This is a genomic window from Pyramidobacter porci (assembly GCF_009695745.1).
Classification (GTDB): domain Bacteria; phylum Synergistota; class Synergistia; order Synergistales; family Dethiosulfovibrionaceae; genus Pyramidobacter; species Pyramidobacter porci.
This window is the reverse complement of sequence record NZ_VUNH01000001.1, coordinates 232066-248727: the sequence shown is the minus strand read 5'-3', so window position 1 is coordinate 248727 and position 16662 is coordinate 232066. Positions and strand designations below refer to the sequence as shown.

Below are 16662 nucleotides of genomic sequence, written 5' to 3'. Positions count from 1 at the left end.
TTTTCGAGTGAATGCAATGCGGAAAGCAGGCTTCTGTCAAATCGAAAACTATTCCTCTTCCTCGGTCAGCAGACCCTGGCGCTCGGAGACGATCTTCTTCGTGATCTCTTCGGGAACGGGATCGTAATGCGAGAAAGCCATTTCGTAAGTTCCGCGCCCGGAAGTCATGGAACGCAGATTGATGGCGTACTGGAACATCTCCGCCTGAGGCACCTGCGCGTTGACGACCTGGAGGTGCCCCAGCGTGTCGACGCCCATGATACGGCCGCGACGGGTGTTGAAATCGCCCATGATCTCGCCGAGATACTGATCGGGAACGATGACTTTCACGTCCATGATCGGCTCGAGCAGGATCGGTGAAGCTTCGGCCATCCCCTTCTTGAAGGCCAGATGCGCCGCCGTCTTGAAGGCCATTTCCGAAGAATCGACGTCGTGATACGAGCCGAAATACAGCGACGCTTTGAAGTCCACCGTCGGGAACGCCGCCAGCACGCCCTTGTTCAGGCACTCGCGCAGCCCTTTTTCGACGGCGGGGATGTACTGTCTCGGCACGGTGCCGCCGGTGATCTTGTCTTCGAAGACGAACCCCTCTCCCCGCTCGAGGGGGCTGAACTCGATATAAACGTCGCCGTACTGGCCGTGGCCGCCGGTCTGCTTTTTGTGCTTGCCCTGCGCCTTGGCCGACTTGCGGATCGTTTCGCGATACGCGACCTGCGGCACGCGGGTCTTCAGGTTGACGCCGAAGCGATCCTTCAGCTTGGCGAGAACGATGTCGAGGTGGAGATTGCCCATGCCGGAAAGGATGTTGTCGTTCGTTTCCGCGTTCTTCTCGAAGCTGACGGTGGGATCTTCTTCGGTAATACGGCGCACCGCCGTTCCCAGCTTGTCCTCGTCGCCCCGGCTCTCGGGATCGACGGCGACCGAATACACCGGACGCGGGAATTTGATGGCCGGATAGAGCACGGTGCTGCCGGCCTTGCCCATCGTGTCGCCGGCCCTAGTGCTCTGCAGCTTGGGAATGGCGACGATCATGCCGGTCGTGACTTCCTTGACGTCGACGCTGTCCTTGCCCTGCATGATCTTGAAGGTGCTGACGCGTTCCTCCTGTCCGGTGCTGACGTTGAAGATCGGTTCGTCGGTGGTCAGTTTGCCGGAATTGACGCGGATATAGGAAAGTTTGCCCACGTAGGGATCGACCAGGACTTTGAAGCACAGGCCGCTGAACGTGGCGTCGTCGTCCGGTTTGATCGTGATCTCCGTCTCCCCTCCCTTGACTGCCGGACGCTCGCGCATCTCCAGCGGGCTGGGGAGATAATCGACGATCAGATCCATGAGCTGGCGGACGCCGATGTTTTTCAGCGCGGAACCGGGCATGACCGGGAAGATCTTGCACTTGTAAATGCAGCGCTGCAGGACGGGAAGCAGTTCGTCGATGGGGATGTCTTCGCCGTCGAGGTAGCGCATCATCATCTCTTCGTCTTCTTCGACAATGGCTTCCACGAGATAGCCGCGGGCGCGATGCGCGTCGCTGATCATCTCCTCGGGAATCCCCTGCTCTTCGAATTTTCCCGAGTCGTCGTTGTAAACGTAGGCGATATCCTTGAGGACGTCGACGACGCCTTTAAAGGAATCTTCGCTGCCGATCGGAAGCATGAAGCGGTAGGCACCCTTGGTCAGATTGGCGCGGATCTGTTCGTAAACGCCGTTATAATCGGCGTTTTCGCGGTCCATTTTATTGATGAAGAAAATGGTCGACGTTTCGAATTCCTGCGCGAACTCCCATGCTTTTTCCGTCTGCACTTCAATGCCGTCGACCGCGCTCACGACCATCACGGCGGAGCCGGCGACGCGCAGCGAACCGCGCAGGTCGCCAATGAAGTCGGCATAGCCGGGAACGTCAAGAACAAAGACTTTTTTGCCCTTGTAGTCGTAATTCAGGAGGGAGGTGCTTATGGAAATTTGGCGTTTCTGTTCTTCGGGCGTGTAATCCGAAACGGTGTTCCCGTTTTCCACGCTGCCGCGGCGGGTCGTGACGCCGGCGTCAAAGAGCAACGCTTCCGCAAGCGAAGTTTTGCCTGCGCTTCCGTGAGCAACAATCGCGATACTTCTGATGTCTTCCGTTTTCATTCCCATATCTCTTGCCAACCTCCTCGATGATTTCGACGATGACGCAGACTCTTGTTTAAGTTTTTCTATACTCCCGTATTTTAACAGATTTATTCAAACATAACACTACTTCCCCGCAAGAAACTCGTTCAAAGCTTTCAAAACTTCGTCCGGTTTCGCCTGTCCGCGGCTCTCCTTCATGACCAGCCCCATGAGGAACTTGAGCTTCTTGTCTTTCTTGTCTTGGCCGGAACGGATCACCCCGACAACGTCGGCGTTGGCGCCGGCGACCGCGGCGACGATTTCCCGCAGCCTGTCGCCGCCTACCGCGCCGATCTGGATGCCGCAGGCCTGGATGGCCTGTTCGAGCGTCATTTCGCTGCCGGCGAGTTTCTCGAAAACGTCTTTCGCGGCCGTCGTGGAGATCTTTGTGCCGTCGACAAGCTTGATCAGCTCGGCCAAAGTTTCGGCGCTCACCGGGGCGTCGGAGATCTCCCGACCCCGCTCTTTCAGCGCTCTCATCAGGTCGGTCCGCACCCAGTTCGAAGATCTGACCGGCTCGCCGCCGGCCTTCACGACGTCCTCGTAATACGCGGCGACTTCGGGCGTCTCCGTCAGCACCAGCACATCTTCCGCAGGCAGTTTGTACTGCGCGAGGAACCGCTCGCGCTTGGCGTCGGGAAGCTCCGGCATGGCGGCTTTGACGCCTTCGATATACTCGTCGTCAAGCAGCAGCGGCGGCAGATCCGGCTCAGGGAAATAACGGTAGTCGTTGGACTCTTCCTTGCTGCGCGACGGCGTCGTGATGCCGTCGGCGTCGTCCCAGTTGCGGGTCTCCTGAGCGATCCGTTCGCTGCGGGCGAGCAGGTCGCGCTGGCGCAGCGTCTCGTATTCCAGGGCCCGTTCCAGCGCCTTGAGAGAGTTCATGTTTTTGACTTCGACGCGGCTGCCCCAGCGGCCGTCGGAAACTTTCTGCGAGATGTTCGCGTCGACGCGCATGGATCCCTTTTCCATGTCGCCGTCGGAAATGCCCAGATAGCGCACCAGCTGGCGCATCGCCGACACGTACTCGCGGGCTTCGCGCGGCGAAGCGATGTCGGGCTCGGACACCACTTCGGCAAGCGGCACGCCGCCGCGGTTGTAATCGACGAAAGACTGGCTGGAGCCGACAATCCGTCCGTCGGCTGCGACGTGAACGAGTTTGCCGGCGTCTTCTTCAAGGTGGAGCCGCGTGATGCCGATGCGGCGAAGCTGTCCGTCGTCGCCGGTGATGGTCAGATAACCGTTTTCGGCGAGCGGCACGTAGTATTCGGTGATCTGATACGCCTTGGGAAGGTCGGCGTAGAAATAGTTCTTGCGATCGAAGCGCGTCAGTTTGTTGATCTTGCAGTGCAGCGCCAAACCGCCGCGCACGCCGAACTCGACGACTTTCCCGTTGAGAACCGGCAGAGCGCCCGGCTGTCCGGTGCAGACCGGACAGATGTGTGAGTTCGGCGTCGCGCCGATGTAATCGGTCGAGCAATTGCAGAAAATCTTCGTCTTCGTGTTGAGCTGGATATGGATTTCCAGCCCGATGACGGTCGTAAACTCAAGAGCCATTAGCGGACACCTCCCTCGGCGATGCTGCCTTCCGATTTTTTGCCGAGCGCGGCGGCCATGTCGAGAATCATCGCATCGGACCAGCGCGGGCCGATCAGCTGCATCCCCAGCGGCAGTCCCGCGGACGAAAAGCCGGCGTTGAAAGAAATGCCGGGCAGGCCGGCCAGATTGACGGGGATCGTAAAAATATCCGCCATGTACATCGTCAGCGGCGCGCTCATCTCGCCCAGCTTGAAGGCGGGCGTCGGCGCAGTCGGCAGCAGGATGGCGTCAACTCGCTCAAAAGCTGCGGCGAATTCCTGCTTGACGACTTTGCGGACCTTTTGCGCCGTCAGATAATAGGCGTCGTAAAATCCTGAACTGAGCACGTAGGTGCCGGTCAGGATGCGGCGCTTCACTTCCGGGCCGAAACCTTCGCCGCGCGTTTTGACGTAGAGCTCGAGCAGCGACTTGGCCTCTTTATGAGCGGCGCCGTAGCGCACGCCGTCGTAACGGGCGAGATTGGAGCTTGCCTCCGCGGGGGCGAGGATATAATAGCAGGCCAATCCGTACTCAAGCGCTTTCGGCAGAGCGACTTCGACGATTTCCGCCCCCAGGCGGCGGCACTCTGCGATTTGTCCGTCCAGTGCCGCCTGCAGATCGGCCGTCAGCTTGCTGTCGACAAGTTTCGCAAGCACGCCGATCTTCTTCCCGCGCAACGGCGCGTCGCTGAGATCGAAACGGGGCGCGGGCCGGTCTTCGCTGGTCGAGTCGCAGGGATCGAACGCGCAGATCGCCGAGAGGATCAGTCTGAGGTCTTCGGCGGTTCGCGCAAAAGGGCCGATCTGGTCGAGCGACGAGGCGAAAGCGACCAGCCCGTAACGGCTCACCTGCCCGTAAGTCGGCTTCATGCCGTAGATCCCGCAGAACGAAGCGGGCTGGCGGATCGAACCGCCGGTGTCGCTGCCGAGGGACAACGGCGCATAGCCGGCGGCGACGGCGGCGGCGCTGCCGCCGGAACTGCCGCCCGGAACGCGGCCGACGTCCCAGGGGTTCATCGTCGGGCCGAAAGCAGAGTTCTCCGTGGAACCTCCCATGGCGAACTCGTCGCAGTTGGTTTTGCCGAGAATGACGGCTCCTTCGGCCTTGAGCATCTTCACGACGGTGGCGTCGTAAGGCGGCGTCCAGCCGGCGAGGATTTTGCTGGCGCAGGTGGTCGGCATGTCGCTGGTGCAGATGTTGTCTTTGAGAACGACGGGCACGCCCATCAGGCACCCCGGAACGCGGCCTTTCTCAATGGCGGCGTCGACGGCGGCGGCCGATTCGAGCGCGGAATCCGTCGCGATATGAAGCATGGCGTGAATGTGGGGTTCCATTTTCCGCATGCGCTCCAGGCACGACCGCACGACATCTCCACACTTGAACCGGCGCGCTTTCAGTCCCGCGACGATTTCCGCGGCGCTCAGTCTGTACAGTTCCATCACTTGTCGCCTCCAATGCGGGGGACTCTGATGAAGTCGCCCTCGCGCGATGGCGACTGGTTCAGGATCGCTTCTCTCCGGTCGTTCTCCTCCACCTCGTCGTCGCGAAGGCGGACCGGCCGGGTATCTTCCATCGTGAACGGATCGACGGCGCGAAGATCGAGCTCCTCGAGTTTGGAAAAGTAATCGAGAATGCCGTTGAAGTGCTCCGACAGCGAATCGAGCTCTTCAGGGGCGATCTCCAGGCGGGCAAGCTTGCCGATCTTCAGGACTTCTTCTTTGGACAGTCTAGGCATCGTTTGTTCCTCCAGGCATGTGCTGCGATAAATTATCGATCATTGCGAAAAATTCCTCTTCGTTCAGGGTCGGCACGTTCAGGCGGAGCGCTTTTTCGGCCTTGCCGCCCGGCGCTTCGCCGACGACGACATAAGACGTTTTTTTGCTCACGGAAGCGACGCTTTTCCCCCCGCGCTGCGCCACGAGTTCCTGCGCCTGCGTCCTGGACATACGCGAAAGCTCCCCCGTAAAGACGAACGTCTTGCCGGCCAGCGGCCCTATTGGCGCTTCGGGCGCCGTTTCGCTCCGCATGGATACTCCGGCTTCGCGCAGTCCGTCGATAAGGCGCCGGTTATGCTCTTCGCCGAAAAAAGTTTTGATCGAACGGGCAATCACCGGCCCCACGCCCTCGACGGCGGCGAGCCGTTCTTCGTCGGCGGCGGCGATCTCATCGAGCGACGAAAAGCGTTTCGCCAGCTCCGCCGCGACTCCCGCGCCGACTTCCCGGATCCCCAGCGCCGTGATCAAAAATTTCAGCGGCCGCTCTTTGGATTTTGCGATGGCCTGGATCAGTTTCCCCGCGGATTTTTCTCCCATGCGGTCCAGACGGACAAGCGGCTCGACGCGCAAGGCGTACAGATCGCCGAAACTCTTGACCAGCCCGCTCTGGACGAGCTGCTCCGCCAGACGGTCGCCGATTCCCCGGATGTCCATGCCCTGCCGGGAGGCGAAATGGATCAGCCCTTGGGTCAGCTGCGCCGGACAGGACCTGTTGGGACAGCGCAGCGCCACTTCGCCGGGAAGCCTGGCCACGGCCGCTCCGCACACGGGACACGCTGCGGGCATTGTGAAAGATTCCTCTGTGCCCGTGCGGCTGGCGGTGTCGACGCGGACGATCTCGGGAATGATCTCGCCGGCTTTGCGAACCCATACCTGATCGCCGACGCGGATGTCCTTGCGCTGGATCTCCTCGTCGTTGTGGAGGCTGGCGCGCTTCACGACCGTTCCCGAGATCAAGACAGGAGTCAGATTCGCCACCGGCGTGAGCACGCCCGTGCGGCCGAGGGAAATCTCTATGCTCTCGAGCTTCGTTTTTCGCTCTTCCGGCGGATATTTGTAGGCCACGGCCCAGCGAGGCGTTTTGACGTTGTTTCCCAGGATCTTCCAGTATTCCGTCGGATCGGCCTTGAACACGGCGCCGTCCGTCGCGTAGGGCAGACTGAAACGTTCGCCGCTCCATCGCTCCAGGAAATCGAGGACCTCGGCTTCCGTCCCGGCCCGGCTCCAGGCTTTCTGCACGGGAAGCCCGCGGACTTTCAGCCATTCGAGGACTTCCGATTGGCTGTGCAGGCCGTAGGATTCCGCATCCTGCACGTAGTAGGTGAAAAGGCGCAGATTCCGTTTAGCGGCGACCGCCGTGTCAAGCTGTCGCAGGCTGCCCGCCGCCGCGTTGCGGGGATTGGCGAAAAGCGGTAGCCCCGCTTCTTCCCTTGCGGCGTTCAGTTGGGCGAATCCCTCTTTGCTCATGTACACTTCGCCGCGCAGCTCCAGACGCCCGGGGACATCGCCGAGGAGGCGAAGCGGCAGGTCTTTGACCGTTTTCAGATTTTCCGTGACGTTCTCGCCGACGATACCGTCGCCGCGGGTGGACGCCTGAACGAATTTGCCGTCCTCAAAGATCAAAGACACCGCCAGGCCGTCGATCTTCAATTCGCAGCACCAGGGGATCCACGGCTGACCGACGCCTTCCGCCGCCCGCTGCAGCCAGTCGTGAAGCTCTTCCTTCGAGAAAACGTCTTCGAGGCTGAGCATCGGTTTGGCGTGCGCAACTTTTTCGAACGCCTCCAGCACCGCGCCGCCGACGCGCTTCGACGGAGAGTCGTCGCGGATCAGGTCGGGATGTTCTTTTTCGAACTGAAGCATCTCGCGCATCAGCGCGTCGTATTCGTCGTCCTCGATTTCCGGAGCGTCCAGAACGTAATAGAGGCGTCCATGACGATTCAATTCGTCGACGAGCCAATGATAGCGGTCCAGTTTTTCCTGTTCCACGCAGAACACCACCCCTGTAACATTGCCAGCGGCGAAAAAAGCCACTGCCCGAGCGATCTTCCTGACTTCATGAAGCGAAGCGGGACAGACGCTCATTATGTATGCAGAACATTTATAAATTCTAACCCCAAAATGCTTTTCCAGCAAGGGAGCCCCGCCGTTCGAATGCGGAGGATGATAAATCATCAAGAATGAGTATAAAAGAAACCGCCGGAGCTGCGAGCTCCGACGGTCTGCGTTGTCCCTGGGATTTTATGCGCCGATTCCCTGTGGGCCGGTACCTTTTCTGATAGGAATCTCGTTTCTCCGTTGCTGATCTCTGCATCATAATGAACAAAGAGACGCCCCTTCAATTTAACTCTCCGAAAAATCTGTGTCGAGAGCAGTAATGACTGTATATTCCGGATACATTTCTCGAACCTCGTCGGTAATCTCGCGATAAAGCGCCGCTCTGTCTTTTGCGTCAAAACTTACGACCATATCGAAACGGATCACCCTCCGTTCCCTGTCTGCGTAAAATGCATGCATCTGCATAACATGTTCATGCGCCATGACTTTCTTTCTGATTTTGTCCCGCATTGCGGCGGCTTCCAGATCTTTTGTGTTGTAGGAATAAACATCGATTGCCGTAAGGTATACATGATTTTTCGCGAAGACTTCAGCTGTGATTTTCCGCGTCAAAACATCCAACTCAGCGGCGGTCAGCGTGTCGGGGACCTCGATATGGACGGAGCCGCTGTAGGCGCTTGGCCCGTAATTATTCAGGACCAGATCATAAGCTCCACGAACTTCCGGAAAAGACGAGACCGTCTCTTTGACTCCTTTTGCAAGTTCGGCATCCACCCGTTCGCCAAGAGTTTCGGACACCGTGTTCCTCAACATCTCCAAGCCGGACTTGATAATGACAATAGAGATGATTGCTCCAAGCCAGGATTCCAACGACACGCGAAAGGTCATAAAAACGACTGCCGCCGCCAGCGTCGAAGCGGAAATGACGGAATCCAGCCTGGCATCCTCTCCGGAGTTGACAAGCGAATCCGAGTTCACCTTCCGGCCGGTCTTCTTGACAAAATGTCCAAGCACGATTTTGACAAGGACGCCTACCGCGACAATCACCAAAGATGTCGCAGAATATTCCGGTGTTTCCGGGTGCACGATTTTCTTTGCCGATTCCGCAAAAGAGGTGATGCCGGCGTAGAAGACGATGATGGAAATGATCATGGCGCTCAGATATTCGATCCGTCCGTATCCAAACGGATGCTTGCGGTCTGCCGGCTTTGCCGCCAATTTTGTGCCGATGATCGTGATCAGCGAAGAGGCCGCATCGCTGATATTATTGACGGCATCCATCGTGATGGCAATCGAGCCGGTCATCACAGCGATCACCGCCTTGAATGCGGCCAACACGACATTCGCAAGAATTCCGATGATGCTGGTACGCACGATGATGCGATTCCTTGACACCGCTTTTTCTATCTCTGCCGATGACATATTCGCACGTTCGGCTTCTTTCATTTTAATTGCCAGCATTAATGTTTCCCTTCTTTGCCTGTGATGAGTTTTTATCTTAAGTTTACGATCGAAACGGTTCTTCGAAATGCATGCCGACAGATACGCGAAGGTGCATGTGCTGCCTGCCCCTTCGCGTATCTGTCGTGTTATCCTTTATTCTCAGAATCCTTGGACGGCTGCTGATTCTCCACGGGTTTCATCGTCGGGAAGAAGATGACGTCGCGGATCGATCGGCAGTTGGTGAGGAACATGACGACGCGGTCCATGCCGATCCCCAGCCCGCCGGTCGGCGGCAGCCCCTGTTCCAGCGCTTCGACAAAATCCTCGTCGAAAGGATGCGTTTCGTCCTCTCCTTCGGTCTTTTTCTGCGCCTGATCGAGAAAACGGTTTTTCTGGTCGATGGGGTCGTTCAGCTCGCTGTAGCCGTTGCTGAGTTCCTTGCCGCAGCAGAACAGCTCGAAGCGGTGGGTGTAGTCGGGGTGCTCGGGGTCCTTCTTCGACAGCGGCGAGATCTCGACGGGATGTCCCATCACGAACGTCGGCTGCACGAGCTTCTCTTCGACAAACTCCTCCATGAACATGGTGAGGATCTTGAAGCGCGATTCGTGCCCCGTGATCTCGATCTTGTTCTGGCGGGCGGCGTCGCGGGCTTCTTCGTCGGTGATGGCGGCGAAATCGACGCCGCAGGTCTCTTTCACCAACTCCACCATCGTGGCGCGGCGGAACGGCTTGGCAAAATCCAGCGCGACGCCGTTTCGTTCGATGACCGGCGTGCCGTTGGCGGCGATGCAGGACTCGCGGATCAGTTCTTCGGTCAGATCCATCATGTCGACGTAATCCGCATAGGGCCAGTAAACTTCCATCATCGTGAATTCCGGATTGTGCGTCAGGTCCATGCCTTCGTTGCGGAAGTCCTTGCTGATCTCGTACACGCGCCCCATCATGCCGACGACGAGCCGCTTCAGGTAGAGCTCCGTGGCGATGCGCAGGTACATGTTGGCGCCCAGCGCGTTGTGATAGGTGATGAAAGGACGCGCGTTGGCGCCGCCGGCAAGGTAAGAAAGCACCGGCGTCTCGACTTCCAGCGTGCCGTGCTTCTCGAGGACGGCACGGAAGGTGGAGATGATCTTCGCCCTTTTTCTGAAAACTTCGCGCGCTTCCGGATTGACGATCAGATCGAGATACCGCTTGCGGTAACGAATCTCGAGATCCGTCAGGCCGTGCCACTTCTCGGGCAGGGGACGGAGCGCCTTGGTCAGCAGGCGGAACCGCTCGACGGCGACCGTCAGCTCGCCGCGCTGCGTGCGGAACGGATGTCCGACGAGGCCGATGATGTCGCCGGAATCGAGCCACTTCTTGAAGAAAGTGTAGTCTTTCTCGCCCAGCGTGTCGTAGCGGAAATAAAGCTGAATCGTTCCCGTCTCGTCCTGCATGTTGACAAACGCTGCCTTGCCTTGGCGGCGCAGCGTCATCAGGCGTCCGGCCATGGAAAATTTCGTCTCGGGGACGGCTTCTTCCGCCTTGAGATAATCGAAATCTTTCCGCACCTGCGCGACGGTGTGATCGACGTTCCACTTTTCGTTTTCGAAAGGATTATAGCCTTCCTCTTCGCGAAGTCGTCTCAGCTTGTCGACGCGTTGTCTGAGAATTTCCGTTTCCTGAGTGCCGGCTGCAATTTCCGCCATTTTACATGAATCCCCTTTCAAAATATGAGCGCCAGCCGCGGAGGAGCCCGTACGCAGAATCCCAGTCTTTCGCGCTGGCCAGCGCGCGTTTGAACTCCGCGGTCCCCGCCCTGCCCCTGAAAAATCCGGAAAGAAAACGCCTCAAGAGCACAAGAGCCGCGCGCTCGCCATGAAGCCGACAGAGATCGTCCGCAAAGCCAATAAGGATTTCCGCGCGTTCTTCCAGCGAAGGATCGCCGTGTGACATTCGAACATTATAACCCAAAACCTGCAAAGCGTGCACGACCATAAAAGGATCCGCGATCGCGCCGCGGGCGCAGAGCACCGCCGCGCAGCCGTTGTCGAGATAGAACGCGACGTCGGCGGGGGCGTAAACGTCCCCCGAAGCGGTGATTTTGCCTTCGAAGCGCCGCGCCGCGCGGACGACTTCGCGTTTATCGGCTTTCCCCTCGTACCGCTGCTGGGGCGTGCGTCCATGGATCGTCACGTTGTCGGCCCCGGCCGCAAGCAAACCCTCGGCGAACTGCAGCGTATCCAAACGATATTCGCGGCCGTCCGGAACGATCTTGCGGATCTTGGGCCAGACGGGCAGGCCGAATTTTTTCAGCGCGCGCACCATCGCGAAGGCGACGTCGGGATTTTGCAGCAGACGGCTGCCGGCGCCCTTTTTGTGTACCTTCGGCATCGGACAAGCCATGTTGATGCTGAACGCGGCGTACGAGCGACTTTGCAAACACCGCTCCGCCGAGCGGCACAGACTGTCCGCGTCGCCCGTAAAAAGCTGCAGTACGAGCGGCTTTTCATCGTCGGTACATTCCGTCATCCGCCAGGTCTTCGTTCCGGCGTAAAGGAGCCCCGCGCTGCTGATCATCTCCGTATGGGTCACAGCGGCCCCCAGGCGGCGGAAAAGCCGCCGCACCGCCGCAATGCTGACGCCAGCCAAAGGCGCAAAAAACACGGGGTTCTCGACTTCCACCCCGCCGATCGTGAGTTTCGTTTCCATAAAGTCCTCTCAGGCAATTTTTCTAAAAGATGACGGCGATCAACGCTCCGCAGCCTCCCAGCAGGACGGCCCGCCGGAGGGAAACTTTTCCCGCCAGAGCGACGAGAAAAAACAAAACGCCCGTGCACAGCCAGGCGGAGAAAAAATGGACCGGAAGCGCCTGCGGCAGCCATTCGACCCATTGATCGGCCGCCAGCGCCCAGATCTGCATCAGCTTTTCCGCCGGCCAAGCCAGCCATAAAAGATGGATCCCCAAAATACAAGGGATCGCCGCGACGAGCACGGCGAAAAGGATCACGGCAAACAGCGCGGAAGCCATGGCGTTGATCGGCAGGGACGACAGGTAAATGCCTCCGGCCAGCGGCGCGATCAGCGGCGACGTCAAGATCCACATGACAAGCGGAGAAAAAAAGACGAGCAGCGACGATCTGGATTTTTCCAAAGCCGTCACGGCGATCGCGGCGATAACGGACAATCGCCAGCCGAGATCGAAGAAGCACCACGGATTCCACAGGAGCATAGCGATCCCGGCGACGCCGATCGCATTCAGGGCATGGGAGGGGTGCCCCCAGTAAAGCCCGAGCATGCCGATCTGCACCATCAAAGAGGCGCGCACGGCGCTCATCGACGCTCCGCTGGTGAGGCAATATCCCCACAGGAGCAAAGAGCACCAAAAAAGCCCGCGCCGCCCGCTGCCGAAGATCAGACAGCCGAGTATCAGGGCCAGCCCGACGTGCCATCCCGAAACGGCCAAGATGTGGCTGATTCCCCATCGTCTGTAGTCTTCGCGGAGGTCGGCGTCCCGATCGCCGAGAAGGATGGCGGCCGCCAGAGCGCGCGTGTTGCGCGGCAGCGTTTCGAGCTGCGTCCTTAAATACTGGCGGAAGCTGTGACTCGAAAGGCTTTTGCCCCGTTTTTCGACGCGCGCGGCCCGGCGCAGTTCGCCCTGCACGCCGCGGGCCATCCAGTACTGCCGCGGGGAAAAGGAACTTCTCAAAGAGCCGTTCCGGAGCGGAACGACGGAAGCTTCCAGCGAAAGTTCGTCGCCTTCTTCGACGTCCTGCAGTCCTTTGCCGACGGCGAGAAGCCAGCCGGCGCCGCGCTCGTCGGTCACCCGAAGCACTTCGCGCTCTCCCCACTGCCGCCGCTCCGCCACAAGGAAACGGCCGGAAACGGCTTTTACGGGCGTTGTTCCTTCTTCGAGCCGCGACTGCAGGAACACGGAGAAAACGCCCGACAGCGCAACGAACGCCAGCGCGAAAGAAAACTTGCGCGCGTACCAGCGCTCTTCCGAAAGCAGCATTTCCGCGCCGAGCGCGCAGGCGGAAAGGAAAATCGCCAGCCATAAAGGGAGCCCGCGTTCCGCCGCCGCCAGCGAGAGCGCGCAGCTTTGCAGCAGCAGAAGCGCGGGAATCTCGTTCAACAGGGAATCCATGCGGCATCAAAACCGAAGCAGCGTCTGCATGTGGCTCAGTTTGCCTTTGCCGATGCCGGAAACTTCCAGCAGCGCCTCGGCGGAATGAAAAGGCCCGTGGGTCTGGCGGTATTCTATGATTTTCCGGGCCGTGGACGGGCCGACGCCGGGAAGCGCGCACAGATCTTCCTCCGTCGCCGTGTTGACGTAAACGTACTGCGTTTCGTTTTCCCGTCCCCTGTTTTGAGAAGAGTTGCTTTTTGCGCGGGGCTGAGGCGCGAGCGCGGCGGCTTTGACGTGAACATGCGCGCCGTCGCGTACCGGAGCGGCCAAATTGACCTGCGACTGATCGGCGTCGAAGCGGAAACCGCCGGCCGCTTCCACGAGCTGGAAGACCCGCGCGTCCGATGAGATGGGATAAACGCCCGGACGGGAAACGGCGCCGGTGATATAAGCGTAGTGCTCGGAGGAAGACGAAGCGGGCAGCTTGTAAGACGGCGACTGAAGCCACAGGGCGGGCCCCGCGACCGTCGTCGGCGCTTCGTCCCGCCAGCTTCCCTTGAAAATTTGCACCGCGGCGCCGGCGCAGCCTATGCAGAATATGGCTCCGGCGACGCACAAAGAAATTTTCGTCCGACTCTCCACAGGCGGCTCCCCTCCCTGATTCTAAAGAATTCTCCCCTTCAGCGACCAGCTGTCGGCGGCGGTCACTTCCACGTCGGCGAACGTCCCGATCACGCTTTCGGCGCCTTCGAAAAGGATCACTTTGTCGGCCGGATTCCGCCCCTGCAGGAGATTCCCTTTCAGCGCCTTGCCGTCGACCAGTACGCGGTAGCGCCGCCCGATCAGTTTTTCGTTGATGTCTCTGGCGATTTCCGTCTGCAGTCGATTGACCTCGTTCAAGCGCCGATTTTTCACGCTTTCGGGGATCTGTTCCCTCATCGCGGCCGCCGGCGTCCCCTGCCGGCGCGAATAGGCCGCCGTGTGGACCTGATCGAAGCGGAACCGCTTCAGCGCCGCCACGGAACAGGCGAAGTCCTCGTCCGTCTCGCCGGGAAAACCCACGATCAGATCGGACGTCAGACCGACTTCGGGCAGGCCGCGGCGGATGCAGTCGACGACTTCGGCATACTCCTCCACCGTGTAGCGCCGGTTCATCGCTTTCAGGATCCGGTCGCTGCCCGCCTGGATCGGCAGATTGATCGCGGGGCAGATATTGGAGTTTCCCGCGATCGCGTCGACCACGTCTTTCGTGAAATCCGTCGGATAAGAAGTCATGAAGCGCAGACGCTCCAGGCCCGCGATATGGGCGACGTCGTTCAGCAAATCGGCGAAGCTGTAACGGTCGAGATCTCTTCCGTAGGTGTCGACGTTTTGCCCGAGCAGGCAGATTTCTTTGACTCCCCCTTCGACAAGCTGCTTCACTTCGTCCATGATCTCCCGGGGACTGCGGGAAGCGAATCGCCCGCGCACGTAAGGGACGATGCAGTAGGTGCAGAAATTGTCGCAGCCGTGCGAGATCATCACCGAAGCTTTCCAGGGAAATTGGCGCTCCAGCGGGGCAAAGCGCAGTTCGTGCAGTTCGCGGGGATCGTCGTCGAGCAAAACGACTTTCTCGTCGCCCGACAAGGCCGTTTCCAAAGCGTCGGGCACCAGGCCGATGTGCCGGGGACCGGAAACGACCCGGACCCACGGATAACGTCTGGACATATCGACGCCCACGTTTTGGGCGATGCAGCCCGTCATGGCGACGACGGGACGCCCCTCTTTGCGCCAGCGTTCTTCGTAATGGCCCAATTCGCTCCAGACTTTATGCTCGGCCTTGTCGCGGATGCTGCAGCCGACGAAGACGATCGCGTCGGCGCCTTCTTCCGCAGTTTCGTAAGCTCCGCGCGCGACGAGCGCCGTCCTGATTTTGTCGGCGTCGTACTGATTCATTTGACACCCGTAAACTTTCATCGCAAAACCGTACACTGAAAAAACCTCCACGAGCACATTTCAGAATAATTCTTTGTCAATTATACCCGAACGGGGCACGAAATAAAGCGCCATACGAAAAGAACGGCGTTTTTCCGCCGCGCCTCGTCCGACCGGCGAACAGAACGGCACAAAAAAGAGACTCTCGAGGGAGATGAACTCGAGAGTCTCTTTATTATCTTACGACGAACCTGAAATCATTCGGCCGCTTCGAACTGATCCTTGCCTACGCCGCAGACGGGGCAGACGAAGTCCTCGGGAAGATCTTCGAAGGCCGTGCCGGGCGCGATGCCGTTATCGGGATCGCCCGCCGCCGGATCGTATTCCCACCCACACACAGAACACACATACTTTTTCATGTTTTTTCCTCCCCCATATCGTATCTGTAAAACACTACCGAAATTCTATCATATAAATTTTCCGTCCGCCACCGCGACGACGATGATTCAAGTTTGTTAATCACAGCGGCAGGCGAACGAACTCCTGCGGTAAATTGGCGGAAAGGCGGCGCGCCCCGTCTTCCGTAATCAGGTAATCGTCTTCGATGCGCAGGCCGCCCCGATCGGGAATGTAAATCCCCGGCTCGACCGTGATCACGTCGCCGCACCGGAGCGTTCCCTGGTACAGCGGCGAAAGGCGCGGCGCTTCATGGATTTCCAGGCCGAAGCTGTGTCCCAGCCCATGCCCGAAATACGCTCCGTAGCCGGCGTCGGCGATGACCTTGGCGGCGGCCGCATGCACGTCGCACCCGCGCGCGCCCGGCTTCAGCAGCGCCGCGGAATCCCGGTGGGCTTTCAGGAGAACTTCATGAATCTCCAGAAACTCGGCGTCTTTGGGCGCGCCCAGAGAAAAGTTCCGCGTCAGGTCCGACATATAGGCGCCGAAGATCGCGCCGTAATCGACGGTGACCTGATCGCCCAGCTCCATTTTTTTCGAGCTGGCCACGCCGTGCGGCATGGCGCTGCGAACGCCGGAAGCGACGATCATGTCGCTTTTGTGCCACACTCCTTCGCCGTCGTGCCGGGCGATGTTCAATTCGAGCAACTTGGCGAATTCTTTTTCTCTCATGCCCGGCCTGACCAGCGGCAGCGTTTCCAGATACGCGGCGGAGGCGATGTCGGCCGCCCTGGCGATCAATTCGATTTCACGAGCGTCTTTGTGGCGGCGCTGCTCGGCCATGGCCGCCGAAAAATCGCGCCATTCGACGGAGAACTCGCTCAATGCCAGATAGGTCTGCGCGCAGAGCATGGCGCCGTCGTAGCCGCAGCGGCGGATTTTCAGTTCGTCGAGAAGGCGTCCGGCCGTCGCGACCTGGCTCTCCCCCGTCTTCACCGCGCGGATCTCGAAAGGCGACTGCTGCGCGGCCTGCGTCAGATAGCGCGAATCCGTGGCAAGGACCGCCCGCTCCTGCGTCACCGCGACGACGGCGGACGAGCCGTGAAAGCCGCTGTAATAAAACAGATTCTCCCAGCCGCTCGACTCGGAATCGATCAAAAGCAAAGCGTCGAGTTTTTCTTCCAGCAATTTCTTTCTCAGACCGACCAGACGGTTCTCCATGTAACTCTCAAGAGGCATACGATC

13 protein-coding genes are annotated in these 16662 nt (G+C 59.3%); all 13 read right to left on the bottom strand.

Annotated features, from left to right (window positions below):
• Positions 1–48: 48 nt before the first annotated feature.
• The gene (gene fusA / locus FYJ74_RS01200) at positions 49–2133 is read right to left on the bottom strand and encodes an elongation factor G (protein ID WP_154527795.1); all 2085 of its coding nucleotides are present in this window, start codon (positions 2131–2133) and stop codon (positions 49–51) included.
• A 99-nt stretch (positions 2134–2232) separates the two neighbouring features.
• On the bottom strand, positions 2233–3705 hold the full coding sequence (gene gatB / locus FYJ74_RS01195) for an Asp-tRNA(Asn)/Glu-tRNA(Gln) amidotransferase subunit GatB (protein WP_154527794.1): 1473 nt from the start codon (positions 3703–3705) through the stop codon (positions 2233–2235).
• The gene (gene gatA / locus FYJ74_RS01190; protein WP_154527793.1) at positions 3705–5165 is read right to left on the bottom strand and encodes an Asp-tRNA(Asn)/Glu-tRNA(Gln) amidotransferase subunit GatA; all 1461 of its coding nucleotides are present in this window, start codon (positions 5163–5165) and stop codon (positions 3705–3707) included. The genes gatB and gatA overlap by 1 nt, the downstream gene beginning before the upstream one ends.
• Positions 5165–5461 (bottom strand): Asp-tRNA(Asn)/Glu-tRNA(Gln) amidotransferase subunit GatC, encoded by a 297-nt coding sequence (gene gatC, locus FYJ74_RS01185; protein ID WP_154527792.1) that lies wholly within the window; start codon positions 5459–5461, stop codon positions 5165–5167. The genes gatA and gatC overlap by 1 nt, the downstream gene beginning before the upstream one ends.
• Complete coding sequence (gene ligA, locus FYJ74_RS01180; RefSeq protein ID WP_407692114.1) at positions 5454–7499, bottom strand: NAD-dependent DNA ligase LigA; 2046 nt, start codon at positions 7497–7499, stop codon at positions 5454–5456. Before ligA ends, gatC begins: the two co-directional genes overlap by 8 nt.
• A 345-nt stretch (positions 7500–7844) precedes the next feature.
• Positions 7845–9020 carry a cation diffusion facilitator family transporter gene (locus tag FYJ74_RS01175; protein WP_229769278.1) on the bottom strand — a complete coding sequence of 392 codons (1176 nt, stop codon included), beginning with the start codon at positions 9018–9020 and terminating at the stop codon, positions 7845–7847.
• 128 nt (positions 9021–9148) lie between these two features.
• The gene (gene lysS / locus FYJ74_RS01170) at positions 9149–10687 is read right to left on the bottom strand and encodes a lysine--tRNA ligase (protein ID WP_154527791.1); all 1539 of its coding nucleotides are present in this window, start codon (positions 10685–10687) and stop codon (positions 9149–9151) included.
• Position 10688: 1 nt separating this feature from the next.
• Positions 10689–11690: a tRNA dihydrouridine synthase gene (locus FYJ74_RS01165; protein ID WP_154527790.1), complete on the bottom strand. Its 1002-nt coding sequence runs from the start codon at positions 11688–11690 to the stop codon at positions 10689–10691.
• Positions 11691–11712: 22 nt separating this feature from the next.
• Positions 11713–13125, bottom strand: a complete 1413-nt coding sequence (locus tag FYJ74_RS01160; protein ID WP_154527789.1) for a ComEC/Rec2 family competence protein — start codon at positions 13123–13125, stop codon at positions 11713–11715.
• Positions 13126–13131: 6 nt separating this feature from the next.
• The gene (locus tag FYJ74_RS01155) at positions 13132–13749 is read right to left on the bottom strand and encodes a helix-hairpin-helix domain-containing protein (protein ID WP_154527788.1); all 618 of its coding nucleotides are present in this window, start codon (positions 13747–13749) and stop codon (positions 13132–13134) included.
• 21 nt (positions 13750–13770) lie between these two features.
• Positions 13771–15078: a tRNA (N6-isopentenyl adenosine(37)-C2)-methylthiotransferase MiaB gene (gene miaB, locus FYJ74_RS01150; protein ID WP_320634266.1), complete on the bottom strand. Its 1308-nt coding sequence runs from the start codon at positions 15076–15078 to the stop codon at positions 13771–13773.
• Positions 15079–15278: 200 nt separating this feature from the next.
• Positions 15279–15440, bottom strand: coding sequence for a rubredoxin (gene rd, locus FYJ74_RS01145; protein WP_154527787.1), 162 nt, complete (start codon positions 15438–15440; stop codon positions 15279–15281).
• 100 nt (positions 15441–15540) lie between these two features.
• On the bottom strand, positions 15541–16656 hold the full coding sequence (locus tag FYJ74_RS01140) for a M24 family metallopeptidase (RefSeq protein WP_154527786.1): 1116 nt from the start codon (positions 16654–16656) through the stop codon (positions 15541–15543).
• Positions 16657–16662 lie beyond the last annotated feature (6 nt).

What these genes read in the sequence shown, in the direction of transcription:
- gatC (WP_154527792.1), bottom strand. Translation starts at nt 5,461, where the DNA reads ATGCCTAGACTGTCCAAAGAAGAAGTCCTGAAGATCGGCAAGCTTGCC.
- FYJ74_RS01140 (WP_154527786.1), bottom strand. Translation starts at nt 16,656, where the DNA reads ATGCCTCTTGAGAGTTACATGGAGAACCGTCTGGTCGGTCTGAGAAAG.
- rd (WP_154527787.1), bottom strand. Translation starts at nt 15,440, where the DNA reads ATGAAAAAGTATGTGTGTTCTGTGTGTGGGTGGGAATACGATCCGGCG.
- FYJ74_RS01175 (WP_229769278.1), bottom strand. Translation starts at nt 9,020, where the DNA reads ATGCTGGCAATTAAAATGAAAGAAGCCGAACGTGCGAATATGTCATCG.
- lysS (WP_154527791.1), bottom strand. Translation starts at nt 10,687, where the DNA reads ATGGCGGAAATTGCAGCCGGCACTCAGGAAACGGAAATTCTCAGACAA.
- FYJ74_RS01165 (WP_154527790.1), bottom strand. Translation starts at nt 11,690, where the DNA reads ATGGAAACGAAACTCACGATCGGCGGGGTGGAAGTCGAGAACCCCGTG.
- gatA (WP_154527793.1), bottom strand. Translation starts at nt 5,165, where the DNA reads ATGGAACTGTACAGACTGAGCGCCGCGGAAATCGTCGCGGGACTGAAA.
- fusA (WP_154527795.1), bottom strand. Translation starts at nt 2,133, where the DNA reads ATGGGAATGAAAACGGAAGACATCAGAAGTATCGCGATTGTTGCTCAC.
- FYJ74_RS01160 (WP_154527789.1), bottom strand. Translation starts at nt 13,125, where the DNA reads ATGGATTCCCTGTTGAACGAGATTCCCGCGCTTCTGCTGCTGCAAAGC.
- gatB (WP_154527794.1), bottom strand. Translation starts at nt 3,705, where the DNA reads ATGGCTCTTGAGTTTACGACCGTCATCGGGCTGGAAATCCATATCCAG.